The sequence below is a fragment of the Sphingomonas sp. genome, from assembly GCF_013812825.1.
Lineage (GTDB): Bacteria > Pseudomonadota > Alphaproteobacteria > Sphingomonadales > Sphingomonadaceae > Sphingomicrobium.
The window spans coordinates 1-20,288 of record NZ_JACCSU010000093.1 but is presented as its reverse complement, the minus strand read 5'-3'; the positions used below and the strand labels follow the sequence as shown (position 1 = coordinate 20,288).

General features: G+C 60.4%; 24 protein-coding genes and 1 tRNA gene. 7 read left to right on the top strand and 18 right to left on the bottom strand.

The genetic code is table 11. The annotated features are described in order from the left end of the window. Positions 1 to 85 precede the first annotated feature (85 nt). The gene (msrB, locus tag H0T81_RS12160) at positions 86 to 580 is read left to right on the top strand and encodes a peptide-methionine (R)-S-oxide reductase MsrB (protein WP_294013597.1); all 495 of its coding nucleotides are present in this window, start codon (positions 86 to 88) and stop codon (positions 578 to 580) included. 228 nt (positions 581 to 808) lie between these two features. On the opposite strand, the gene H0T81_RS12155 is transcribed toward msrB, so the two are convergent. From H0T81_RS12155 to H0T81_RS12145, 3 genes are all read right to left on the bottom strand, one after another. Next, positions 809 to 949: a hypothetical protein gene (locus H0T81_RS12155; RefSeq protein ID WP_294013594.1), complete on the bottom strand. Its 141-nt coding sequence runs from the start codon at positions 947 to 949 to the stop codon at positions 809 to 811. A gap of 178 nt (positions 950 to 1,127) precedes the next feature. Beyond that, positions 1,128 to 2,888, bottom strand: a complete 1,761-nt coding sequence (locus H0T81_RS12150) for a recombinase family protein (RefSeq protein WP_294013591.1) — start codon at positions 2,886 to 2,888, stop codon at positions 1,128 to 1,130. 417 nt (positions 2,889 to 3,305) lie between these two features. Beyond that, a complete protein-coding gene (locus tag H0T81_RS12145) occupies positions 3,306 to 3,764 on the bottom strand; it encodes a helix-turn-helix transcriptional regulator (protein ID WP_294013588.1) in 459 nt (152 codons plus the stop codon). Between the two features lie 536 nt (positions 3,765 to 4,300). Between H0T81_RS12145 and H0T81_RS12140 the strand changes: the two genes are divergently transcribed. Further along, entirely contained in the window at positions 4,301 to 4,885 is a 585-nt protein-coding gene (locus H0T81_RS12140; RefSeq protein WP_294013585.1) for a MarR family transcriptional regulator, read from the top strand. A 1,278-nt stretch (positions 4,886 to 6,163) separates the two neighbouring features. On the opposite strand, the gene H0T81_RS12135 is transcribed toward H0T81_RS12140, so the two are convergent. The 3 genes from H0T81_RS12135 to H0T81_RS12790 all read right to left on the bottom strand — a co-directional run bounded on the left by H0T81_RS12135 (position 6,164) and on the right by H0T81_RS12790 (position 8,843). After that, entirely contained in the window at positions 6,164 to 6,673 is a 510-nt protein-coding gene (locus H0T81_RS12135) for an EF-hand domain-containing protein (protein WP_294013583.1), read from the bottom strand. Positions 6,674 to 6,732: 59 nt separating this feature from the next. Beyond that, positions 6,733 to 8,208: a hypothetical protein gene (locus H0T81_RS12130; RefSeq protein WP_294013581.1), complete on the bottom strand. Its 1,476-nt coding sequence runs from the start codon at positions 8,206 to 8,208 to the stop codon at positions 6,733 to 6,735. 278 nt (positions 8,209 to 8,486) lie between these two features. Then, a complete protein-coding gene (locus H0T81_RS12790; protein WP_366474367.1) occupies positions 8,487 to 8,843 on the bottom strand; it encodes an HWE histidine kinase domain-containing protein in 357 nt (118 codons plus the stop codon). Here H0T81_RS12790 and H0T81_RS12125 point away from each other — a divergent pair. Beyond that, a complete protein-coding gene (locus tag H0T81_RS12125; RefSeq protein WP_294013578.1) occupies positions 8,772 to 9,152 on the top strand; it encodes a hypothetical protein in 381 nt (126 codons plus the stop codon). The two genes, H0T81_RS12790 and H0T81_RS12125, sit on opposite strands and share 72 nt — an antisense overlap. Before the next feature lie 17 nt (positions 9,153 to 9,169). On the opposite strand, the gene H0T81_RS12120 is transcribed toward H0T81_RS12125, so the two are convergent. Further along, positions 9,170 to 9,469: a hypothetical protein gene (locus H0T81_RS12120; RefSeq protein ID WP_294013575.1), complete on the bottom strand. Its 300-nt coding sequence runs from the start codon at positions 9,467 to 9,469 to the stop codon at positions 9,170 to 9,172. Between the two features lie 245 nt (positions 9,470 to 9,714). Between H0T81_RS12120 and H0T81_RS12115 the strand changes: the two genes are divergently transcribed. After that, entirely contained in the window at positions 9,715 to 10,482 is a 768-nt protein-coding gene (locus tag H0T81_RS12115) for a Crp/Fnr family transcriptional regulator (RefSeq protein ID WP_294013573.1), read from the top strand. Positions 10,483 to 10,638: 156 nt separating this feature from the next. On the opposite strand, the gene lysM is transcribed toward H0T81_RS12115, so the two are convergent. Beyond that, positions 10,639 to 11,097: a peptidoglycan-binding protein LysM gene (gene lysM, locus H0T81_RS12110; protein WP_294013570.1), complete on the bottom strand. Its 459-nt coding sequence runs from the start codon at positions 11,095 to 11,097 to the stop codon at positions 10,639 to 10,641. 590 nt (positions 11,098 to 11,687) lie between these two features. On the opposite strand from lysM, the gene H0T81_RS12105 reads away from it, so the two are divergent. Together H0T81_RS12105 and H0T81_RS12100 are read left to right on the top strand one after the other, a co-directional pair. Next, a complete protein-coding gene (locus H0T81_RS12105; RefSeq protein ID WP_294013568.1) occupies positions 11,688 to 11,954 on the top strand; it encodes a hypothetical protein in 267 nt (88 codons plus the stop codon). A gap of 828 nt (positions 11,955 to 12,782) precedes the next feature. Further along, entirely contained in the window at positions 12,783 to 13,142 is a 360-nt protein-coding gene (locus H0T81_RS12100; RefSeq protein WP_294013565.1) for a response regulator, read from the top strand. Between the two features lie 251 nt (positions 13,143 to 13,393). Here H0T81_RS12100 and H0T81_RS12095 read toward each other — a convergent pair whose 3' ends face one another. The 10 genes from H0T81_RS12095 to H0T81_RS12050 form a co-directional block, all read right to left on the bottom strand. Then, a complete protein-coding gene (locus H0T81_RS12095) occupies positions 13,394 to 13,564 on the bottom strand; it encodes a hypothetical protein (RefSeq protein ID WP_294013562.1) in 171 nt (56 codons plus the stop codon). A 112-nt stretch (positions 13,565 to 13,676) separates the two neighbouring features. Next, on the bottom strand, positions 13,677 to 14,114 hold the full coding sequence (locus H0T81_RS12090) for a hypothetical protein (RefSeq protein ID WP_294013560.1): 438 nt from the start codon (positions 14,112 to 14,114) through the stop codon (positions 13,677 to 13,679). A 52-nt stretch (positions 14,115 to 14,166) separates the two neighbouring features. After that, positions 14,167 to 14,370: a hypothetical protein gene (locus H0T81_RS12085; protein ID WP_294013558.1), complete on the bottom strand. Its 204-nt coding sequence runs from the start codon at positions 14,368 to 14,370 to the stop codon at positions 14,167 to 14,169. 337 nt (positions 14,371 to 14,707) lie between these two features. Further along, complete coding sequence (locus tag H0T81_RS12080) at positions 14,708 to 14,971, bottom strand: hypothetical protein (protein WP_294013556.1); 264 nt, start codon at positions 14,969 to 14,971, stop codon at positions 14,708 to 14,710. Beyond that, the gene (locus H0T81_RS12075) at positions 14,968 to 15,399 is read right to left on the bottom strand and encodes a DUF5681 domain-containing protein (protein ID WP_294013554.1); all 432 of its coding nucleotides are present in this window, start codon (positions 15,397 to 15,399) and stop codon (positions 14,968 to 14,970) included. Before H0T81_RS12075 ends, H0T81_RS12080 begins: the two co-directional genes overlap by 4 nt. Next, a complete protein-coding gene (locus tag H0T81_RS12070; RefSeq protein ID WP_294013553.1) occupies positions 15,396 to 16,514 on the bottom strand; it encodes an AAA family ATPase in 1,119 nt (372 codons plus the stop codon). The genes H0T81_RS12075 and H0T81_RS12070 overlap by 4 nt, the downstream gene beginning before the upstream one ends. Next, positions 16,511 to 16,795, bottom strand: a complete 285-nt coding sequence (locus tag H0T81_RS12065) for a hypothetical protein (RefSeq protein ID WP_294013551.1) — start codon at positions 16,793 to 16,795, stop codon at positions 16,511 to 16,513. The genes H0T81_RS12070 and H0T81_RS12065 overlap by 4 nt, the downstream gene beginning before the upstream one ends. Before the next feature lies 1 nt (position 16,796). Then, positions 16,797 to 16,997, bottom strand: a complete 201-nt coding sequence (locus H0T81_RS12060; RefSeq protein ID WP_294013549.1) for a DNA-binding protein — start codon at positions 16,995 to 16,997, stop codon at positions 16,797 to 16,799. Between the two features lie 562 nt (positions 16,998 to 17,559). Further along, positions 17,560 to 18,789 carry an integrase arm-type DNA-binding domain-containing protein gene (locus H0T81_RS12055; RefSeq protein WP_294013547.1) on the bottom strand — a complete coding sequence of 410 codons (1,230 nt, stop codon included), beginning with the start codon at positions 18,787 to 18,789 and terminating at the stop codon, positions 17,560 to 17,562. Between the two features lie 138 nt (positions 18,790 to 18,927). Then, a tRNA-Ala gene (locus H0T81_RS12050) sits at positions 18,928 to 19,003 on the bottom strand. Between the two features lie 226 nt (positions 19,004 to 19,229). Here H0T81_RS12050 and H0T81_RS12045 point away from each other — a divergent pair. Then, the gene (locus H0T81_RS12045; RefSeq protein WP_294013544.1) at positions 19,230 to 20,213 is read left to right on the top strand and encodes a DUF2171 domain-containing protein; all 984 of its coding nucleotides are present in this window, start codon (positions 19,230 to 19,232) and stop codon (positions 20,211 to 20,213) included. Positions 20,214 to 20,288 lie beyond the last annotated feature (75 nt).

Sequence of the window (20,288 nt, the reverse complement as noted above, 5' to 3'; positions counted from 1 at the left end):
TTCGCGTCACATTCCAAAAACGACCCCGCCACGAGCAATCGCGGCGGGGTTTTTTCTTTGGTATGGCCAGCGCAGGAGGCCCAACATGACCGACTCCACCGCCACGCTGAGCACCCGGTTCGACCTGACCCCGCCAACCGACAACGAGCTTGGCCGGCTGGCCGCCGAGCTCAGCGACGACGAGCGGCGGGTGCTGCTCGAGCATGGCACCGAAACGCCGTTCTGCGGCCTGTTCCTCGATGAGAAGCGCGGCGGCGTCTACACCTGCCGGCTGTGCGGCCTGCCGTTGTTCAACGGCGGCACCAAGTTCGAAAGCGGCACCGGCTGGCCGAGCTTCACCTCGCCGTTCGCGCAAGGGCATCTGAAGACCATTCGCGACGTCAGCTTCGGCATGGTCCGAACCGAGATCGTCTGCGCCCGCTGCCGCGGCCACCAGGGCCATGTGTTCCCCGACGGCCCGCCGCCGACCGGCGAGCGCTACTGCATCAATTCGGTATCGCTCGAGTTCACGCCCGAAGGCGAGCCGCTCCCCGACAAGCTCGGCCGCGGCACCCCCGAAGGCGAGGTCTGGTCGGGCTGAAAGTGGTGGATTGGGGGCTGGTGGAGCTGAGGACTACCGAACCTCCAAGGGGAAATTGCCAACAGTTGGGATTGTTACCCCGTTTGATACCCCATGAGCATTTAAAAACGCCTAGATTGCCGTCACTCGCCGTGGCGAAAGCTGCTAAACGAGCGGTCGAGCGATAGGTCGGCGATGCAGCGGCTTAGGACACCAGCAGCCAGAACAAAACCACCGACGCGGCGATAATCAGAAGCATGATAACGCCGAAGCGAATGCGCCTTTCTTCTTCGTCTGACTCGTGTTTGCCAGCACGACCACGGACTGCCAGATGGTGGTCCCCTCGCCGATTTCCGCGTCAGGGTGAACGAACGCCAGGTCGTGAATCATGGACTATCTTCTACACTGAGCAGCTTCGAGCGCAATTTGTGAACTAGCCAAAAGACGCTAGAAACGACGGCGAGACTCGTCGCCCCTAGCTCGGCAAAAGCAGGACGCGGCGGGTCTCACCCTTCTACCCTCAGCACCGGTCCAATGTCCGCTTTTGATCGGAAACTAGACATACGGATCAATATCGCTCCGACGTTTGCAGCGGAGGCTGCTCCGGAAACCCAAACAGCTTCCGCTGCATGGGCCAGTCCGTCGGGAGATTTGCATCGAGCAATGTCCGCCGAGTGAGACTGGCCGGCTGCGTACCGTCAAAGATTGCGGTGACAATGTCCGGTGCCAGATAGTTCAATCTAAGCAACTTCATGAAATGGCCGGTGTTCCTGCTCATCCGACTTGCGAGTGAAGCGACGGACTCGAGGCGCTCTGTGTCTACTAATCGCTGCGCGTGGCGAACCTGTTTCATAAGAAGGAGCAGCTTGGGATCGGGCCGCGCCGGGCTGTTTGCTGCTCTTGGTCCGATCGGCAATCGCAAGCGTCTCGAAAGCCGGCCACCTGTCGCGGGGACATCGATCAAATGGGTTATTTCCCGAGCACTCTTCGGCCGTTTCTCGGCGGCGAAGAAATCGAAACCATCCCATTCGAGAAATCTTTCGAGCTCCGAGGCGCGGAGGATAATCTTCAGCCGTTCGGTTGAAAGTTCTACGCGCACGACGAGAGCTGCCATAATTGCGATCTGTTGATCAAAAACGCCATTAGTCACGCGTCGGCTTGCGGTTTCGCAGCCTGCAGCGATCCTTTCCAGACGCGAGCTGCGCCGCCCGATGGTGAGCAACATCGCCCGAACCTCTTTGCGATCTGAAAGCGTTGCCGAGATCGCCGCCAGTACGAGTTTCTCAAGCTCGGCGGCGCGGGCCCGCATTCTCGGAACCTGATGCTTGCGACCCCATGCAGTTACATCAGAGTAGTAATGCCGCTCGCAACGGCCATCTCGATACTTGCGGACCATAGACATACGGCGGCCAAAGCAATCGTATATGACTGATGGCAGCAGATCGGCGGGAGCCTGAAGATTCCTTTTAGAGTGCGTCTCTAGCCTAAGTTGCGCGGCCTTTTTCCAATTGGCCTTGGTCACCAGGGCCGGGTGTTGTCCAGGATACGTCTTGTCGACATTTTTGATGTCGCCCTTGTATATCGGATTACAGAGGATTGAGCGGACCGTAGCGCGGTGAATCGGCTGGTCACCCCTCACTTCCCCATCATGAGAGACCCATGGCTTGCTCCGGATTCCCCTCGCGGAGCACTCGCGCCAGACTGCCATGATTGATCGTAAAGCAAGGTAGCGACGATAAATGAATTTAACACTGGCCGCCTCGATCGTGTTCGGCTGAAGCTGCTTGTCGATATAGTCGTAGCCAAATGGTGGACGGCCTCCCGTCCAGAACCCTCTGGCAGCCATCGCCTGTTTTTTGTCTCGAATGCGGTCGCCGGTGAGCTCCCGCTCGAACTGGGCGAACGTGAGGAGTATGTTCATGATCAAACGACCTAAGCTGTCACCGGTGTCGAAGTTTTGGGTGATGCAGACGAAAGACGCGGAGTTGCGGTCGAAGACCGCCATGAGACGGACGAAGTCCAACAGGCTCCTGCTGAGGCGGTCCAGCTTATATATGACGACGATGTCGACCTGCCCGGCTTCTACGTCTTCCAGGAGCGCCTGCAGTGCAGGTCGGTCGAGGCTTCCGCCGGACTGCGCCGCGTCGATATAGACTTTGTCGACCTCCGCCCAGCCGCGGTGCTTTTGGCTGGTGATGTAAGCAGAACAGAGTTCGTGTTGAGCCTCAAGCGAATTGAAATCCTGTTCAAGGCCGTGCTCGCTGCTCTTGCGGGCATATATGGCGCACCGTTTGGTGGATGTGGATGTGGGCAAAATGACACTCGGCATGGCGGCCTCCCTTGGCCCGCCAAAGACCACAGTGATCAGATAGCGGAACTCAGCTTCAGCGGTAGTTCCCATCTTTAGCGTCCGCGGCAAGCTTCCTGTGCGCCTGAGCAATTATGTCGAGGGTTTGAAGCTTTGCCATTTGCCGCTTCACGACAACGGGGTCATCGGCGAGATCTTCTGCAAGAGACTCGAGTGCCAACCGCGGACGCGTCAGATCTACGGAAGTGATCTTACCGGGTTGAGGCTTTGAGCCTTGAGGAGATGAGCGCGAACGCAATGTACCGGAAGTTTTGGCCTCTTGGATTATTTCGTCCAAACCCTGTCTTGGTAAGTGCGTCACAAATTGTTGGGGAGGCTCGTCGACTGCCTAGCTCGACAAACGGGAAGTGCGGCGGGCTCACATGCCGCAACTGGAATTTACGACTGGATCAGTCGCGACAGACTTTCTAGTCCCGCCAAATACATCCCTGCGGAGAATGCCGATCCAGACGCAATGGCTACGATCCAAAACAGACGAAAACGAACACTCATTACGTTGCTCGGATGATCTTGCGTTGAAAATGGCACAGGAATGGACTTCCTGCTTTTGCCTTCAAGCCAATTAGCTTGATGCTGCACAAAGGGCTCTGCCACGCTTCGCGGCAACAGGAATGCTCTCTCTTGGCTCCGACTGGAAGCGACCAGCTTCGCAGCCTGGGATCTGCGATTGCAGCCGAGGATTCGCAGCGCCGCACGGATTCGTTGATCGACCGTATGAGGGGAGATGCCCAACCGCAGCCCAATCTCTTTCGAGGTCAGATGCTGATGGACGAGGAGGAGGCAATCAATCTGGCCCTGTGTCAGCTGCTCGATGGTGTTGTTGGTATCTTCGGTCACCGCGCCGCACTATGCCGAAGTAATCACCGTTACCAGTTCGAAGATGCCCATCGTTTACCGAGCATTAATTCTTTTAGCCGGAAACGGATGAAGAACTCCATTGCATTATAGGAGTTTCGATCCCAGAACACACTGGTCAGCTGTCGAATCAAAGGCGGGTGCGGCTCGGCGCACCCGCTGATTTGCAAAACGGTCGTCTCACTTGCGGCACCCTTGTTGCCCTGATCGTTAGTTCTCATCCATTTTGGACTAAAAAATCGCGGTCTTCAGTAGTGACACCGATTCCTGAGTGGTTTAGCCAGCAAGTCGCCGAATCTAATGACCCCGTTCTGCGGGAGAGGATTTGTGGCGCACTCAACCAAGAAAACTTGGACCAAACCAGCAATCAGGCAATTTGAAACGCCTGAGGAGATTTTGGAACATTACCGCGAACATTTGCCTCACGCGGAACTAGAGGCACTTGTTAAGCGTGCCCAGCAGTTGCAACAGTCGGCGAGGCGGAGCGCGGAGAACTCTCAGCCGCGCAGAAGTAAAAAATGAGTTCGAGCTCCTGGGAATCCTCTGATCAGAGGAAAAATTCTGCAACCAAGGGATCCGATGCGTCCGAGCCGGGCCTCGAACAGGGCCCATATCATGTTCTTAAGACGGTAAAGCTGACCGAGCGGGAAGTTCGCGCGGCCACTCAGCTCCTGAACGCACTTGCTGGCTTGGAGGGGGACGGTGGCGGAGAGCTGTCGAAAATCCTCCGGAAAGCAGCTGCAACGAATTGCCCTCATGGTCGCGAGCTATTCGTCGAGCGCGCGCGTCAGACATTTGCCAGCCGTTCTCAGCGTGCCCAGTTTTTCAATAAGGCAATGTTCGGAGAAGCGGCCTGGGACATGTTGCTCGCGCTTTACGTGACCGAGCAATCCGGAGCCCGACACACTGTGAGTGGATTGTTAGATCTCTCTGGCGTGGCGCCGACAACCGCGCTTCGATGGCTCGACTTTTTGCGAAAGGAGGGACTGGTTGCGCGGCGATCCAGTCCAACGGACGGGCGAGTTTTTTTCGTTGAGCTTACCGACGAGGGCCTTAAAGCGCTCGACGCATATTTTGCTGAAGCGATCGTGCCGACGATATAGACCGTCACGAATTTCTGCTGTTTAAGGCTACCGAGGCGACGGCATCACTGCGCCGTCCTTGCTCGGGGGATTTGGAATGTCGGCAAATTCAGCGGCTCGCAATTCGAATGGTACAGCGGACGAAAAAAACGCCATCGATCGAGCGCACGCGCTCTGTGCCGAAGCACTGAAGATCTGCGATGCGCTGGAGCTTTCCCCCGACATAGGAGCGAGGCTCGAGGATGTCATTACAGCCCTAGAAGAAAGTTCAAATCAGCGTCGCTCTTAGCGGGTCATCAATTGCTCGAGCTTCAGGACCACCGACAACGCGCCCACATGAGCGTTGGCGCGATCCTCGCGCCTTAGCTGAGGATGCGACGATCGTAATACGAAACGAGGAAGCGAGCGCCAGCAATAGCGAAGCCGAAGATGAGATCCACTGGCCCGGGTCCCGTCAGCGGTGGATGTTGCCGGCGTGAAATCTAGCATTTAATTCAGTCTAACTCTGTCAAAGTAGCCGCCCGGTAAGCACGATATGATTCTGATCGTGATCTCGATAGAAATTTGACAGAACGGACAAGTGCGCTGCATCGTGTGCCTCGCCGAATCATCAGTTAGCGTTGGACGCACAGTCGCACTGATGTTCGTGTATCCCTTATCCTACACTCAAGCCATCCTGGTTGGCTTCGTCACCGGTGCGTTGATTTTCCTGCTCGCCGGGCTGTTCATCCGTAGCGACGATTACTTCGACCAACTCTGGCTGCTAATTGCCTGCCTCCTAGCGGGCACTGCCCTCGTTTGCACCGCTACATTCTTCCACCGCCGACTAGACCAAGCAAATCGATCGCCCCCATCTCGTTTGGACTGATTTCTTTGCACCCTCCTTGCCGGCGGACGCGCGCGAGCGGGCGCAATGTTCATTGGCGAGTTAACTGATCCGGAGTGGATACAAGATCAAGCCAAAGTTAACGTCGGCCAGCCAGTGAGGTCCTTCACCACGAAGGACACATCGATGAGAATCCTCAAGATCTTCGTTTCCGTTACGCTAGTCGCCACTGTGTACGGCCACGCCCCCGCCAGTGCCGACCCCGGCCAGACCATGGAGCGCTGCCGGATGGATTTCCCGGTACGTTGGGTCGCCTGGCAATTCATCCCTTGCTGGGCCGCCCGCGTCTGGATGTAAGCGCCGCCGCTCTAATGTCTGCTTTGGGTCGAAAGCAGACATAAGCGGCTAGTGTCCGAGTTGGGTGGAAAGCGGACAGTGGGGGGCCAACTTTCCTACCACGAGTTCGCCAGATCCTATTTGATGATGCCCCCGGCGCGCATCTCGGCGACACTGACGATTCCGTCCCTGTCCGTGTCCATGCGGTCGAAATTCGCCTGAGTGGCCGCTCGATATTCAACAAGCTCAATCTTGCCGTCCTTGTTGGTATCGAACCTGGACAGCAGTGGCGCCGCGTCGGGCTTGCCCTGAATCGTCGCCAGGGCTCGGAACTCGGCCGCACTCAGTTGACCGTTGCGGTCCTTGTCGAGCTGTTCGAACAACATCCGGTTGCGCTGGAGCGAGGCGGCCGCCGCCTGCCGCTTCTGCGCCGTTTCGATCTCGGCCCTGAGGACGACCCTGTCGCCGTTGCCGTCGAGCGTTTTGAATTGGGCGTCCATGTCGGCGATGAATTGCGCGCGCGGGACCGGTGTGGGTTGGCGCGTCTGAGCCGCTGTGCGGGGAGGAGCCGAGGTCGTTTGCGAAGCGGCGGGGACCGCTCCGAACAGCAAGATGTGGCCCGCCGCCGCGACGAGTATCAGTCGCATATTCGTCCCTCCGATCCGAAGACTGGGCGGCCGGCTGCCCAGCCGCCCGTTGCGCGCCCTTAGAACTCGCCGGCGACGCCGATGCGCATGGCCCGGCTCTTGCCGCCTCCGTGGGAGAAGCTCATCCCGACCGCCATCGGGCTCTTGGTGTTGAGCCGGTACATCATCGACCCGCCGGTCGCATATTCACCCCGATAGGCGGAGCCGTTGAGCGCGTAGCTGAACCGGCCCGGCTCGGACGGGATCTGGACCGGGGTCATCGTCACGGACGCCGCGATGCCCTGGCGGAACTCGCCGCGCATGTTGTCCAGCTCGCCGTCGATCAGGCCCATGCGGCTGTTGAGCGCGATCATCTCCGCCCCGCTGGCGCCCTTGAAGTCCATCGAGCTCATCGACACCGCCTGCCGGCCGAGCGTGCCGTTGGCATCGACCGTGACCACCTGCACCGGCCCGCTTTGCGCCGCGGTCGAGGCGGCAATGTCGCCGACCCGCACCGAGGAGCCCGAGCCGCCCAGGGTGACCTGGTTGACCGCCGTGGTGGTGGCATTGGTGCCGATCGCCGTCGAGCCGGCGAACTGTGCCGAGGCGAAGAAGCCGAGCGCCGTCGCCGCGGCGCCATTCGCGTTCGAGCGCGCTCCAACCGACATGGCGCCATTGCCGGTCACGTTGGTGTTGGAGCCGAACACCAGCGCGTCGTCGCCATTGGCGCTCGAGCTCTCGCCGATCACCGTCGAGCGCACCCCGGTGGTGCTCGACGAATCGCCGATCACCACGCCCTGGGCGGCGGCGACCGTGTTATTGCCGATGGCGATGCTCTTGAAAAAGTTGGACACCGCGTTCGCGCCGATGGCGATGCTGTCGGTGCCCTTGGACCTGGCGCCCGCTCCGATTGCGATCGTCAGCGTGCCTTGAGACTGCGCCCCCGCGCCGAGGGCCACAGCACTGGTAGTGGTGGCCGACGAATCGGCGCCAAGCGCTATCGCGTTAACGGCGGTGGCTTGGGCGCCGAAACCGTCAGGGTCCGAGCTGTCGCCGCCGATCGCGACGGCGCCGGCGGCGGTCCCGCGACTGACATTGCCAATGGCGATGGCTTCGACACCCGTAGCGTGGGCCTGGTTGCCGAAAGCGGTCGCACCGAACTGACTTGCACCAGCGGCCCCCCCCACAGCGGTGGCTGAGCCAGCCAAGGCCTGGGCGGAATCGCCAATCGCGACCGCGCGTGTGCCGGTCGCGTCAGTCCCCCAGCCGATCGCGGTCGACCATGTGCCGCTGGCGGTTGCGATGGCTCCGATGGCGGTGGCGTCCGCCCCTGAAGCTACGGCGCCAGGACCGCAGGCGAGGCGGGAGCTGCTACCAGCGGAATCGGCGCCGCCGTCGGTGTCGATGTCGGTATCGGCATTGCCGTCATTGTTGGTGTCAAGCAGGCAATCGTAGGCGTGCGCCGGTTGACTGCCCAGGGTCGACGTCAGTGCAAGCACGCTGAAAGCCGCCGTCGTCGCAAGCAGGTAACGGCTCAGTTTGAGGGATTTGGACATGGGGATTCTCCTTCGCACGTAGGTCTCGGCCAAGGAGCGGCAACCATGATCAATGAAAGCGCCCCCCGCTTTCACCTCGCAACTATGTTGTCGAGAATCAAAGGCTGCGTTCGACCTGCGACGGAGTCAAGCGGCCGGCGCGGCAGCGGGCAAAAAAATATGAGAATTTGCACAAGGGTTGGTTGGGGCCCTGAGTACCAGAGTGGGCACCCTTGGAGGAACGCGCTGTGAGGCACACGGGGCGGGAACGAGGCGTAGCCGACGATCCTGCCGCCGCTCTAGTGTCCGTTTTGGGTCGAAAGCAGACACTGCGCTAAATGTCCGGAATGGGTGGAAAGCGGACACTTTGGTCGCCCCCCGTCAGTTCGGAACCGCCTGCATCGCATCCTTGATTGACCGCATTGGCAGTTGCTGCGCCTTGCAGAACTTATAGGTTCGCGCTCATAGCCTGCCTCATGAGCACTCACCACGGCGCGGATGAGATCACCGAGATCCTTCTCGTCCAGGATGGCCCCGCTGTCGCTCACCTTTCGGCGCACTAGCGAGTGTGCGCTGGCCAGGGCGTGAAGCCGTCCCGAAAGTGCGTCGGCCATTGCGGCTGGACTCTGAGCATTTCGGGCGCTGCCGCGGATCATCCCGTCAGTTACGGCGAACAGGTTCTTAAGTCGGTGACTCATCTCCTGGGCGACCGTCTCCTGCTCTTCGAGGGCTCGTCGAGATTGCTCCTCCCGTTTGCCCACGAGAAGGGCCATGCCGACGAACACCGCGAGATCTGCCACAGCTTGAGCGTCCCCGGCATCGAAATGGTCTTTGGCGTCAGCTACAACCCACAAGGTACCAAGCTGGTCCCCGTCGCCTACGGCGAGGGGCACGAGCAGCACCTCTGGAAGAATAAGGTTCTCCGCTGCGATCCAATTGTAGAGCCGCTCAGGATGCGTCACTAGAACCGGCGCGTTGGCGTCTAGCGTAACTCCGCAGGGGCTGTTGTTGCGGGGCGTCGTACTACCTTCAAACCGGCCAGGGAGCCATGCAGATGCTTCCAGCGGAACAGGTCCGGCTCACGATCCGCGTCAAAGATGCTCAGGCCCGCAGAAACGCCGCCAGTCATCTCCATGGCCAGTTCGACAAAGCGAGGCAGCACTTCGCTGGACGCGTCCGCCAGGCGACCAGCGAGATCAAGCATGGCCTTCTTTTCTCGCTGGCAATCGGTTCGCTTTGAGGGTCGCGATGCCAGTTGCTCGGTGACGAAGACATCGCTCAACGTGTGAGTAGCCGGCGAAGGCCGTGTTATTCCCCTGCCCATCCGCCAAGGATGGCGCCGAACTTAACAAGAAAGCGAGTCATTTCGCTGGAGTGACTTCTCGACGGATGCTTTTGACCCAAGAGGTTTGGAGCTAGTTTCGAATTCATCTAGCTTCGCTGGCGGCCAACGGAGGTGACGATGAAAGCTGCCCTTATCGCAATCTCTCTCGGTTGCTGCGGAAACGCCGGTGCAGGAGACAAGCCTTGACGGCTTCCAACACAGAACAACTCAACGGATCGGCACTCGCACCGATGGTCCGGAAACTCGAGTATCGGGGGAAATTCAGCGCCGCCGACAGGGCTGCGCTGCTCGGTTTGCCTCATGTCGTAAAGTCGATCCAAAACCAGCATTTCATCGTTCGCGAGCGCGACAAGGCGACGCACTCTTGTTTGATGCTGTCCGGGTTTTCGGTCCGCCATAAGATCGTCGGCACGGGCTTTCGCCAGATCGTCGCTATCCACATGAAGGGGGAGATGGTCGACCTTCAAAACTCATTGCTCGGGACCGCGGACCACAGTGTGCAGATGCTGACGGCAGGGAAAGTCGCAATGATTCCTCGAGAGGAAATCGGCCGCATTGCTTTCGACCGACCCGAAGTTGGCAAGGCGATGTGGCTCGACACTCTGGTTGATGGCTCGATCTTCCGGGAGTGGATTGCAAACATCGGCCGCCGAGACGCGCGCACCCGCATTGCTCACTTGCTCTGCGAGTTCGCGCTCCGGATGAAGCACGCCGGACTGGGAGAGGAGACGGGTTACGACCTGCCGATGACCCAGGAGCAGCTCGGCGACGCCACGGGTCTAACTTCGGTGCATGTCAATCGCACCATCAAGTCGCTCGAGCGAGATGGGCTGATTGAGCGAGTGAGCCCGCGTTCCATCACAATTGGGGACTGGAAGAAGCTCGCGGAAGCCGGCGATTTCGACAGCGGCTATTTGCATATGAGACAAGACGACCCACTGCTTGCCTGATTTGCGACGCCGCCGAGGCCCTGCCCCCGCGGCAGAACGAGGCCGCGATCGGCCTTGGCCGACGGAAGCAGGGAAGCCGGGAGGTCACCCGGACCCCAACGAAGGAATCCGGGTGACTGAGGCGGCGGTCTCGAGTGTTACCGCTGCTGCGAGCCGCTAGGCCATCGCGCCCGCCTGTTCCGGAATGAGCAGCACCTGGCCTGGGTAGATGTCGTCGGCATCTTTCAGCATCGGCCGGTTGGCCTCGAATATCCTCTGGTAAGCATTCGCGTCGCCATAGTGCTTCTGGGCGATCGCCGAGAGGGTGTCCCCACTCTGGACCTCGTGCACCTTTGGCTGCCTCACCTCCGCCTGGGCACCAGTCAGGCCGCTATCGTCCACCGCTTCGATGTATTTGACGTTGCCGACGATCATCGCCAGCTTCTGGCGGGTCGCCTCGTCGGGCACGTCGCCGGTCACCCTGACCCTGGAGCCTTCCACCTGAACATTGATGTTGCCGGGGAGTCCGAGCCGCTGGATCTCTTTCTTGATCGCTTCGGCTCGCTTTTGCGCGTCGGCATTTTCCTCAAAGATTTCCTTGCCTTTGTCGCGCTTGAAGAAATCGAACAGTGCCATGTCCCTGCTCCTTTGTTCCGAGAACCCCACCCATTCGATCAAGGCGTCAACAGCGGTTCCGTTCCAGCGGAACGGGCAGGCTGGGGCCGCAGACGGGTGAGAGCCCAAAATCTTAGGCCGAATGGTCCGCGACTGCGGCATCGAGGGTGGCAACAAGCTCTGAAAGCGTCTCTCGATCGAAAGCTTCACCTGTCGCGAGTTTGCGCCGCGCATGGTGCAGCAGATCGGTCCAGTGCTTCAGTGTCTCAGGGTGAACCGAATGGCCTCGCAGTCGCCGAGCGCTGGCAATAGCTGCTCGGTCTCTTCGATTGTCCCATGCAATCGCATCGCGTCACCTAAAGGGCCGCCAGCAGCTGACAATTGCACATTGAAATGCCCGCCGGGAAGCAGGGAAACTTCACGGCGGGCTAAGTATGGAGGTATGCTGACGCTCACTATAAGAGCGTGGTTCCAGGGCTTCCGTTCCGATCAGTCCGAGGCTGGGGGCACCGGTCCCAAAAGCGGAACAGAACGGCTGTTTTGAGGATTTATGCTGCTAGAGACAGGCAAGCGCCCGCTGCCTGCCGTTCTCACCAACAAGGGGAAATCCTATGAAGATCATTTCTACAGTGGCGATGTCCTTCGCCCTCTGTGCGCTAGCGGCTTGCAATCAAGGAGCACAGGAGGAAGCTACCGACAACATCGAGGCCAATGCCGAGATGAACGCCGACAATCTCGAAGAGATGGCCGACGAGACCGCCAACGAGGCCACAGAAGACAATCTCGAAAACCAGGCTGATGCGACACGCGAAGCCGGGGAAGAGAATGCCGACGCCACACGAAATGGAGCGGACGCAGCCGGCAACAGCGCCAACTAACTCTCACTCGAACCCAGGCCGCTTCGCACGTAGGGTAGCCTGGTAAGGGCGCTCGTGGACACACGGGCGCCCTTTTGATTGCCCGAAAACTCACTAACCTTGGTTCTCGAAAGCAACGCGGCACGTTGTCCTCGTTTTTTTGCGGCGGGTCTCACCTTTGCTAGTCTGCTAGCGAGACTCGCCGTGCCTAGCTTGGCAAAAGCAGGACGCGGCGAGGCTCACCGCGCTACACAGAGTAGCGGTGCATTGTCCGCTTTGGGTCGAAAGCGGATCTAATCCGCAAATGCCCCAGAGGCTGGTCCGCGCGACCTTTTGGCTCGGCGGATTACCTTCTTTATGGCCCCGCAAATCGAGCACCGGGCCGTTTCGCGTATGAAGTCACTGCTGGTGCCTAGAGCCGCTGTGATCTGGCTAGCGTGTGCCTGTTGGCCCAAACCAAGTGCTTCGGCGATGCAGGGATCGCAGACGGCGTTAGGCCTCCTGCAGGTGATGTAGTCGTTCACCCGCTCGGCCACGAGCATCCTAGTCTCCATACTGCTGTGAAGCGGGCTAGCTTTCTGCCTGCGCCCACCCTTGCGACGACGAATTTCCTACTCAACAAGCAGACTGTGGCAGCAGCACTTCTTGAGAAAGCTCAGGCATTTTAAGCACTTGATCTCAATCAACGCTCTCGCGCCCGGCAAGTTGCCATTTGCGCGGCCCGCAGGAAATGGACGCTCAGCGGCGCGTGCACTGTGGTCAAGGCCGGGGCGAGCAACACAGCCATGGGCGAAACGTTGTGTAGTGCGCGCCTCCGATGAGGGAGGCAGTCGCTCGGAGCTCCGGCCGATGCACGCGTTCATCATTGAAGACGATTATCTCATTGGCCAGGCTCTCCGGGACATGCTTGAGCGACTGGGCTTCACCGAGTTCAGCTTTGCTCGGTCAGAGGATGCAGCGGTATTCGGGGCGCCTGAAGAAGCGATCGACCTGATCTCGGCAGATGTCCGGTTGCTTCCCGGTGACGGCGTCAGGGCGGTGGAAGCTATCTGCGCGAGAAGGCAGATTCCCGTGATTTTTGTCACGGGCTACGCTGAAGAACTCAAAGACCGTGCGCCGGACGCGACGGTAATTCAAAAACCTATCAAAGAGCAGGAGCTCGCTGCCGCCGTTCGCAAAGCGCTCCGCAAGACCAACCTATCTGGATGACAATTACGATGTCCGCTTTGAGACCCAGGCAGGCGTTTGCCCCCTAGTGAATCCATCGGACGGTGAGCACGTTCAGGCCGTTGATGCGCGACACCAAGAAAGAGCGAGCGGAACAACGGGAGCGTCATGCTCTCGAGACCGAGCGAGCCAGAGATCCGTGCGCGAAAGCATTTCCGAGACCGAGCGGCTCGTCGGTGAATCGGAGAAGATGCTCCTGCGCCATCGCGGAGAGCGTGAAGACGACGAATGACCTAGACGATCGCTCCGACCTGCTGGCCGTCTTTGAGAATTTCGCACACAGGACAGTCGCGACTTTCCGCAGCTCGTTGCAATGCCTCCGCATCAGAAACTGCGAGCACATCCTTTTTCTTGACGACGACCCCGCCGGGCTTCGTCACCTTGTTTATGCGATAAAGTTTCATGATTCCCGCCCTTCTCGGTCCCTCGGTTGAGGATGTTTTATGACCCGACCTGAGTCAATGGCACTTGAAAGCTGGCGGGCTGCAATGTCCGCTTTGGGTGGAAAGCGGACACTCACCGTCGCCGGTCGAAATCTGTGCTGCTGAAGCCCGCTTCTCCAGCAGCCGACATCAATGCAGCCGCAGATGATTGAGCCTCACGCCAGTCCTGCGATTGGAAGATACTGCGAACACCTGACGGTATCCGCTGCCCCTTGCCCCAAGTGTCGGTGTCCACATGCGCCTCAATCCACTCATCAAGCCGCTTCAGCGAGCGTAGGAAGCTATCGAGCGCGGCGACTATGGTGGGGTGCTGTCCAAGCTTCAGGCGCGCTTCCTCCATCATGTTGTCAGCGTCCAGACCGCCAAAGACCTGCTCGTAGAGTTCACCGCTGTAATAAACGGAAGTGCGGGAGCGGTCGCCCTCCGCCCAAGCCTTTTCCAGCGTGTCGTCCTGCAGCATTTCGGCGTAGCCGATTATCTGCGGGAGCCAGGTGCGGAAGAAGTCGATCATCGCAGGTAGGTTAGCGGGCGCTCTAATGTCCGCAATGGGTCGAAAGCGGACACTAGCTCGAGTCCCGGTCCGGGCCTGACTGCGGCGACACGACCGACCGGGTGAAGAAGAAAATCTCATCATCGCTTGGATCGAACCCAGCTGCCGTTATCGCTTCATCCTGGCTTTTCCTTTCGTGGCGCAGCACGCGAACGACCCGCTGCAAAGGAATGTGCTTCGCCTCCAGGTCCGCGACCCTCGCATCAAGCCGCTTCATGGACGCTCCCCGGCACGCTACCCGGCGCGACCCCGACCAGTAGGATGAGATTGAGCCGATCGCTTTCCTCTATCGGCCGGCCGTAGCGCGCCAAGGCTTCGGCCTCGGTTTCCCCTGACATCACCCCAACAATGTGAACCTCGACCCGAGCGGGCGGAATGAGCCGCGTTTCCAGGCCTTCAACACGCCTTCTAAGCTGCATCATTCCCTCCACGACACGATGAGAACATTATCGGCGGCACCACAGCGAGCGACGGCCAGCGCCTCGGCGTCGGTTTGCTCGGCGTCGCGCCACACTCCCCGGCGCGCTTGCTCGGGCATTCGCGCTTCAAGCTTTTCAACCCTCTTGCGCATCTGTGTCACCGTGCGATTCCTCTCGGCTGAACTCGGCTTCCAGATCGCGAATCATCTCGGAGAGGCGATCGGGATCGTCGCACTCCAAGAGCGCATTCCGCTTAGGATCGAGCAAGGAACCGGCACGGCGCAGCTCCGCTGTGACATTGGCTATCTCCGTGTTCAGCCGCTCATCAGTCCACCGCTTGTATTCTAACATTCCGTTCGGCCCTTCGAGGGCGACCAGCCGTCTTTCCAGAGCTTTCATTTTTTCGCCCCTTCCAGTGCGGCGATCCGGCTTTCCAGATCCCCTGTTTCAACGATGGCCTTATGAGCCGTCAGCAGAACCATAACGCGTGCGGCTTCGTCGGGAGTGACTTCACCAGCAGCAACAGCATCCAGAAGCGCCGCAGACGCGCCTATGGCATCGGCGGCAGACTTAACTGGAGGGAGGTTCACCGAGATTGGCGCATCCTTGCGGGCCGGAGCCAGGCGATCGAGGCACAACCGAAGCGCTGCGCCGTCGCCCTCCAACGCCTTCTCAATGGCCTTTCGAGTAAGCGCCTCGTGCTCGCCCTCGAGCAGAGCTTCCACGGCGCGAGTGACCTTGTGGCGGGCGCCGCGAGGTTTCCCAGGATTGCCCGGTTGGAATCGGGTTTCTCTCGTATTGGCCCCGTATTTACGGCGCTCGCTCATCGAGCAAGCCCTTCGAAGCCGAGAACAGGCTCGCCGCCCGTTTCACCGGGTGCAAGAATCTGCCGGCTCCACTGATCTATATCCCCTGTCCCATGTGTCTCAATGTCACATTGCGCAGGTGCGCTGGCGTCAGTTGGGACAATGGGACCGTTGGGACAGGTATATTGACCCCTCCCCGTTTTCTCGACTTCGTCACTCTGCGCCATGCGGGTGAGGCACCGGCGCACCGCGTCATAGTTCTTGCCGAGAAGGTCGGAAATCTCCCGCGCAGTCAGTGGGTTAGAGCTGGCGCGAACAACGTCGAGGATCGCTTGGCGCTCGCTTGTCTTGGCAATATCATGCGCAGCGCCGACGACGAGCCAAATCCCATTGTCTCGATTGAACTCCAGAGCTGTCTCAATTTCCTCGATGTCGCGGCCACGTCCGTAAATTGTCACTCGTCCCGTTCCGCCTGTCCCAACGTCCCGTTTGAGCACCAGGACGGTATCGGCGGCGCCCGTTAGTCCCCGCGTTCCACTGACGCTATCGAATGGATCGTCCGCCTCCATCTTGCGAGTGTGGTGAACGACGACGATCGCCACGCCATAGCGACCAGCGAGCCCCTGAAGGCCAGACAGCACGCGGTAGTCAGCTTCATAGGCTGACTCCTTGCCGATCATGCCGCGCACCTTGGCGAGCACGTCCACCACGATAAGGCGGGCGTCGGGATGATCATTCAGCCATTGATCGACCGCGCCTAAGCAGCCGTTGTCCAAGTCCGGCCAGTGTGTGTGGAAGGTCAGCCGCTCGGGAGCGTCCTTGAGGCCCATGTGCAGCAGCCGCTTCTTGAGGCGGCGCTGGTTGTCCTCAAGCGCAAGATACAGCACGTCGCCAGACAGTACCGGGATCGACTCAAACGCCGGCCGGCCTGTTGCTACGGCCAGCGCCCAGCCCAGCGTCATCCATGATTTGCCGAGCTTGGGCGATCCGGCGAGTACCGTCAGCCCTTCGCAGACATAGCCCGGAACGATGTAGCTCACGGGGTCGAATGTCTTGAGCATCAGGGCCGCCGCGGTGATGCCGTTCCGGTTGGAACAGAACCTGTCCTCCGGCTCGATCGTGTCCCAGGTCTTCACAGGGAGCCGCCTTCGATCCGCTCGAAGACATTGGCCGCGCAGAACATCTGCGAACAGGCGCGCAGAACATCCACAAGATCGCCCTTGCTTGCCCGCGCGAATGTCCAAGCCGAAGCCACTTGTGCGGCATGACACCATAGGCAGCATGCAGCGTCTGACTTGGAGCGCGCTGCCCTCGCGCTGCCAGTTACCTGTGTTTGCGCAAGCCTCCTGCGAAGATTCTTTTCCGCATCATCAGCCCAAGGCGCGAAAGTCTCGATCGGATCGGGAAGCGCGTTCATATCACGCAGCTACCGTAAGCCGGCGCGCATTTTCCGCCGCTCGCTTGATGCTGGGAACAGACACAAGGGTTCGCGAACCCATTTTGAATGCTTCAAGCTCGCCCCGCCCGATCATCCGATAGATCGTGTTTCGGGAAAGCGGCTTATCCGAGCCACCAAGCGCCTTGCCGGTGTCGGGAATACTTAGGCCGATCGGTTCCAATTCTACCTCCTGTCGGTGCGGCGAGGGCCGCCGTGGGAGGCTCAGGGATAGTAGGGCACATCAGGCCACCAGGAATTGCGTATCGAAATCAATCCTCGTGAGAAGCGGCTGCCTTCTTTACAGCTCGAAACTCAGCCCAGCACTTACGCACATAGGCGGGGCCAACACCTGCTAGGTTATGCTTCGCCGCCACTTCCCTGCAAATGCCGTTCTTGACCCCTTTCGGGCGTGGCGCAGTGAACTCGAAATATGGATTGGCGCTGAGAGCAAAATCGGGTGTGCGCCGCATGGCCCGCCGGGCCTCCTCCACCTCCTCCAGGTATTCTAATCCCGCTTGAGATTGCAGCCACTTAGCTCGAACTGAAACAGGAAGCGCATCAGCTTCAGCCCGTATGTCGTTGATTGGGCCGCGAGCGGCGTATTCATCGCAGAGTTTGTCACTGGCATCACGCCAAAGCGCGAGAAAGAGACCCTCGCATTCCGCCCCGAGCTCAAGGCGTGTCAGAGTTTCTAACTTTGGCCTGCGCCCTGCGCCAAGTCGGCTTCCGCCCCGCGCCAAGCCTTACCCCCTCGCAGCAGCGAGCGAGACAACATTGGAGGTATCCCCCAAAGCAAAAGCGCCCCACGCCGGCATCAGTTTATCGCGGCGCTGCTCGAAGAATGTAGTGCGGCGGTAAGCCGCTTCCGTCTTGTTCGGGTTGTTATGGGCCAACGCCGCTTCGGCCCACGAGTCAGCGAACCCCATATCAGCCACCCAATCGCGGAAAGATGATCGGAAGCCGTGAACGGTGTAAGCTCCGCCTCCACAGACGCGCAGCACCTTTGCCATAGTGGCATCGCTCATCACGCCCTTGAGGCCGGGAAACACAAAGTCGCCGGGTTGCGGCGCGAACAGCCCGTGCACCTGTTGAAGGATCTCCACGGCGGCGGGAACCAGCGGCACAATATGAGGACGGTCGGCCTTCATCCGTTCGGCCGGGATGCTCCACTCGGCTTTGTCTAGGTCGAACTCCCGCCAGGTTGCGCCGCGCACTTCACCCGAGCGAGCAGCCGTCAGGATAAGGAATTGCAGAGCCAGCCGCCCCACGGACCCGTCACCCTCCCGCAGCTTCGCCATGAAGGCAGGAACATCAGCGTAGGGCGTGGCGGCGAAATTGCCGCGCTTCGGCTGCCTGATCCCGCGCATCAGCTGGTTGACCGCCCGCATCGGCGCTTCTGCCGATCGCCAGCCCTTCGCATGAGCATAGTCGAGAACGACGCCAATCCGCTGCTTAACGCGTCGCGCCGTTTCGCCCTTGGTTAGCCAAATAGGCAAGAGGACCCGCTGGATTGCCGCCGCGTCCACTTCGTCCGGTGTGAAGCAGCCGATAACCGGAAATGCATAGCGTTCCAGCGAACCTAACCATTCGTCCCGATGCTTGCCGTTTCGCCAGCCCTTCAACGCTTGCCGGTGACATTCCTCGGCAACGGCTCGAAAGGTATGCGGCTCCTCTTCTACCCCCTGCCGCCATTCGGCAGACGGGTTGAGTCCAGCCTTGGCGAGAGCCCGACCAATGGCAGCTTTTTCGCGAGCCTCCGCCAGCGTGAGCAGCTTCCGTTTGTGTATCGGGATTGGCGCGTTGATCGCCTCGAAGGCGACCGAGCCTAGCCCAAAGTCGCGGCGCTCCCCTTGGTATTGGACCCGCAGCACCCAAGACATTGAGCCGCTGGGTTTCACCAGCAGATAGAGACCCTTGCCGTCAGACTGACGGCCGGGCTTGGCGTTCCGCACTTCCTTGACCGTTAGCGGCATAGTGGCACCTCATTTGTTACCCCACCATAGCCGGGTTACAATGGGCCGACAAGGGCCATGCTGAAACACAAAAGGGGAACAGGAAGCGTTTTCACTTCACGACCTTGGTTTGTTCTGAAACAGCCTGAAACGGCGGGCTGGTGGAGCTGAGGGGAATCGAACCCCTGACCTCTGCAGTGCGATTGCAGCGCTCTCCCATCTGAGCTACAGCCCCGCGCCCCAGCCTGAGCGGCTCAGCCCGATGGGATCGGGCCTTACGGAGGCGGCTCAGATAGCCTCGCTTGGCTCCCCTTGCAACGCTCGCCGCAGCACTCCGTCCGTCCATCGTTTAGCCGGCGCAATCGCGCCTCGAAACCGGAACGTCCTCGGTCGGCCATTCGTTTTTTGCCCAGTAGCTGCCGGCGGTCTGCCTGGCGGCCCAGCACATTGGAGGAATTGAGATGGCATACGACCGGTATGACACGCGCAGAGGGCCGCGCGAGCAGTCGCGCTATTCGAACGAGCGTTATCCGCCTCGCGAGGGCGGCGACCGCAGCGGCGAAGAGCGCGGGTTCTTCGAACGGGCCGGCGAGCAGATCGCCTCCTGGTTCGGCGACGAGGATGACGACGATCGCAGCCGCCAGCACGAGCGGATCAGCGGTCGCGACCAGGAGCACGGCCGCGCCATGAGCCGCGAGCGCGAGCGCGGCCGCTTCGGCTACGATCGCGACGAGGATCGCGGCTATCGACCGGCGCGCGAGCGCGAGCCGTGGGGCGCAGGTGACCGCGAGGACCGCGGATATCGCCCGGTCACCGGCGACTATGGCCGTTCGGAAGGCTATTTCGCCGCCAGCGGCGCCAGCCGCGGCGACCCCGAAGGCGGTTGGGATCGTGGCCGGTCGGACCGCGAGAGCAACTGGGGCCGCGACGAGTATCGCCGCACCAGTTTCGCGGGCTCGAGCGAGCGCTCACAGCATCACGACCCGCACTATCAGCAATGGCGGCAGCGCCAGCTCGACGAGCTCGACCGCGACTATGACGAGTATCGCCGCGAGCACCAGTCGAAGTTCGAAAGCGATTTCGGCAGCTGGCGCGAGCGTCGGCAAAGCAAGCGCCAGATGCTCGGCCAGATCCGCGAGAACATGCAGGTGTTCGGCAGCGACGACGAGCCGATCGGCACCGTCGAGCGCGTCGCCGGCGACCGCATCATCCTGGCCAAGGGCGATTCCGAAACCAGTGGCGATTCGGCCGGCGGCCGGCACTCACTGAGCTGCACCGAGATCGACCGGGTCGAAGGCGACCGGCTGATCCTGGAAATCGACGCCAAGGAGGCACGCAACCGCTGGCGCGACGAAAGCCGCGAGCGGGCTCTGTTCGAGCGTGAGGACCAGGGCGAAGCCGGCCCGCACAGCCTCGAGCGCAGCTTCTCGGGCACCTATCGCTAGGAATGTGAGCTAGCCCTTCCCGGGGGGCTGTCGAGGCCCGGGCGCGCTCCCCTCGCGGCCGGGCCTTTCTTGTGC